The sequence below is a fragment of the Ectopseudomonas alcaliphila genome (assembly GCF_900101755.1).
Lineage (GTDB): Bacteria > Pseudomonadota > Gammaproteobacteria > Pseudomonadales > Pseudomonadaceae > Aquipseudomonas > Aquipseudomonas alcaliphila.
In genome coordinates, this window is sequence record NZ_FNAE01000022.1 from 1 (window position 1) to 2230 (window position 2230).

At 44.1% G+C, this 2230-nt stretch carries 4 protein-coding genes and 1 pseudogene; all 5 read right to left on the bottom strand.

The features are described from left to right. Positions 1-89 (bottom strand): annotated as a pseudogene (locus BLR77_RS24795) (transposase); the annotation flags it as partial. A gap of 150 nt (positions 90-239) precedes the next feature. Continuing rightward, on the bottom strand, positions 240-557 hold the full coding sequence (locus tag BLR77_RS25430) for a hypothetical protein (protein WP_074682780.1): 318 nt from the start codon (positions 555-557) through the stop codon (positions 240-242). A gap of 165 nt (positions 558-722) precedes the next feature. Further along, positions 723-1097: a hypothetical protein gene (locus BLR77_RS24805; protein ID WP_074682782.1), complete on the bottom strand. Its 375-nt coding sequence runs from the start codon at positions 1095-1097 to the stop codon at positions 723-725. A gap of 2 nt (positions 1098-1099) precedes the next feature. Beyond that, on the bottom strand, positions 1100-1366 hold the full coding sequence (locus BLR77_RS25950) for a deaminase domain-containing protein (protein WP_083366125.1): 267 nt from the start codon (positions 1364-1366) through the stop codon (positions 1100-1102). A 41-nt stretch (positions 1367-1407) separates the two neighbouring features. Beyond that, a complete protein-coding gene (locus tag BLR77_RS25435) occupies positions 1408-2034 on the bottom strand; it encodes a hypothetical protein (protein WP_139203105.1) in 627 nt (208 codons plus the stop codon). Between the last annotated feature and the right edge of the window lie 196 nt (positions 2035-2230).

Here is a 2230-nt window from a genome sequence, read left to right on the forward strand (position 1 = left end):
TCAGCGGCAAACACCACCTGCCGGTTATGCCCTCGCTGCACCACATGATGTGGGTAGTTCGGCAACACAATACGCCCCATCCTTGGCATAACGACCTCCATCCATTGAGACCTTCAGCTTAGCCGATCAGGCGGAAAATAAATCTGTCCCCTTTTTCCTGTCCCCTTTTTCCTGTCCCCTTTTTCCGGCCAACTTTCGTCCCACCCGTCGTAGCTGTACCTGCTACATCTTTTGCACCGTCAAGTCTTAACTAGCACAAACTCCAGCAATATATCGTCATCCAGAATCGAATCAATAAAGCATCTTGCAGACTTCCTAGATGCTTCCGGAAAATTTTCTCCGGCAGCCACAACCAAGGTAGAAAAATCAGCGATACAACCCAGATCAGGAACTCTCTTATCCCCTATGACTTTGAACCCTTCAATTCCAAGCACAGCAGCATTATGTTCTTCGCAGAATCTCAGCAATTTTACTCCATCAATTAAATTAAAGAGAGGCGTGCCTCCCCATAGCCTTGTAGGCTCAGGGCCAACTCCAAGAAATATAAATTCATTCATTGCATCAATCCCAGGGGGCGACCCAATCCTTATCATTCCTATCCGACACTTGGACAATTGCACCAAAAAAGGGGACAGATTTATTTATTCAGGCCAAGCACAGCCCCGAAAATAAATCTGTCCCCTTTTTCTCTTTTTCTCTCTATTGTCTGCCCCCTTTTTTCCTTATTGTTTTCTCAGATACTTATCTCGAACCTGCCGCATACAATCAACCATATATTCCAACTGCTCCCCCTCCAAGCCCGCCGACACCAAATCGTCAGAGCAACACTTGTCGTAAGCTCCAGCTAAAATCTGGAGCATATCTTCTGCATATGGACTTTCTCTAGAAAGTTCCAAACCATAAATCATACCCTCCTTAAATATTATCGTTTGCAATACCGCAAATAGCCCTACATCAGCAGATGTACAAAGAGAACCTGCCTCATCCTGGACATATGCAAAGGCCTGCTCCGGTCGAAGGTTAATCTGAGACATCGCCTTTAAATAGAGTCGGGAGACTATTAAACGCATCTCTTCCACACTACAGCTATCTGACATCCTCAGTCCTCCACAGTGAAAATATTTAATTGGATATTAGGATACCTCTCACGAAACTGAACAACAACATCACTACAACTTGGGCAGACCATCTTTTCTGAAATCAGATTAATGCGACCTGACGCCTGTGAATTCGACCCCAAACGTTGGGCTACAGTTTCTAGAATCTTAAATTCTGTATCCATATCCCTTAAGTAGCCCTGAGGCGTTCCAACATATCTTGACGTAGAAACCTGTGGTTTTAAATCGATGGGGTCAGAGTCATTGATCCAATGAGCTGATGTGGCTGATTCAGTTGTTTTCCGCTTGACTAATCAAGGTTTGTTGGCTTCGCCTTTATTAGGTTGCTTTTTTCAATATTGCATGGGCTATAAATTTCCAGTACATCAACTTCTTCCGTAATAACTCGAGTCGCTGCGCCTGCGTTGAGAATTGTTGTTTGTTTAACCTTTCTGCCGCTGGGCCGTTGGAAGTTTATTTCAGGACCGTTAAAAACATGCTGACCTTCACTATGAAGGTAACTGAACATATTTGCATTGAACGCGGCGTTGATTTCTTTTTGATTTTCTTTCATTGGACCTAACATATAAGCTTCATGTTTGCCGAATGCAAAAAGTAAACCTTCTGTACCGGTTCCTCCATAAACTGTTGAGCAGGTTATATCCTCGGCTTTTATAGTGCGTTTTACCACATATTTGCCTTCAATTATTTGGGCCATTACTAGACCGTTTGGGGTCACTACACCCACGCCCTTGTCGGGCTCACAGCCAGGCTCACTACCATATGGATGAACACACCAGTTCATTCTTGATATGTCAATGATGCTAGTCAGGTTCAAATCCTGACTTATCTTCTGGCGAACCTCAGGGGTGTCTATGCGAATACTTGAACAGGATGAAAGTAATACTCCAAAAGCTACTACTAGGAGTGATCTCATTTTTATTTAATCCTTTTTGCTTTGATCTAACGATCAATGGGGTCAGAGTCTGAGGAATCCCCACAAAATATCCATGCAGATCAGTCACGCAAAAAGGGGACCGCAAAAAGGGGACAGATTTATTTTCCGGGGTTACGCCTCGGCCTGCCCTGACCTCGTAGCTCAACCCGCTGCCCTTGGATTCTTTCTATTTCAT

What these genes read in the sequence shown, in the direction of transcription:
- BLR77_RS25430 (WP_074682780.1), bottom strand. Translation starts at nt 557, where the DNA reads ATGAATGAATTTATATTTCTTGGAGTTGGCCCTGAGCCTACAAGGCTA.
- BLR77_RS24805 (WP_074682782.1), bottom strand. Translation starts at nt 1,097, where the DNA reads ATGTCAGATAGCTGTAGTGTGGAAGAGATGCGTTTAATAGTCTCCCGA.
- BLR77_RS25435 (WP_139203105.1), bottom strand. Translation starts at nt 2,034, where the DNA reads ATGAGATCACTCCTAGTAGTAGCTTTTGGAGTATTACTTTCATCCTGT.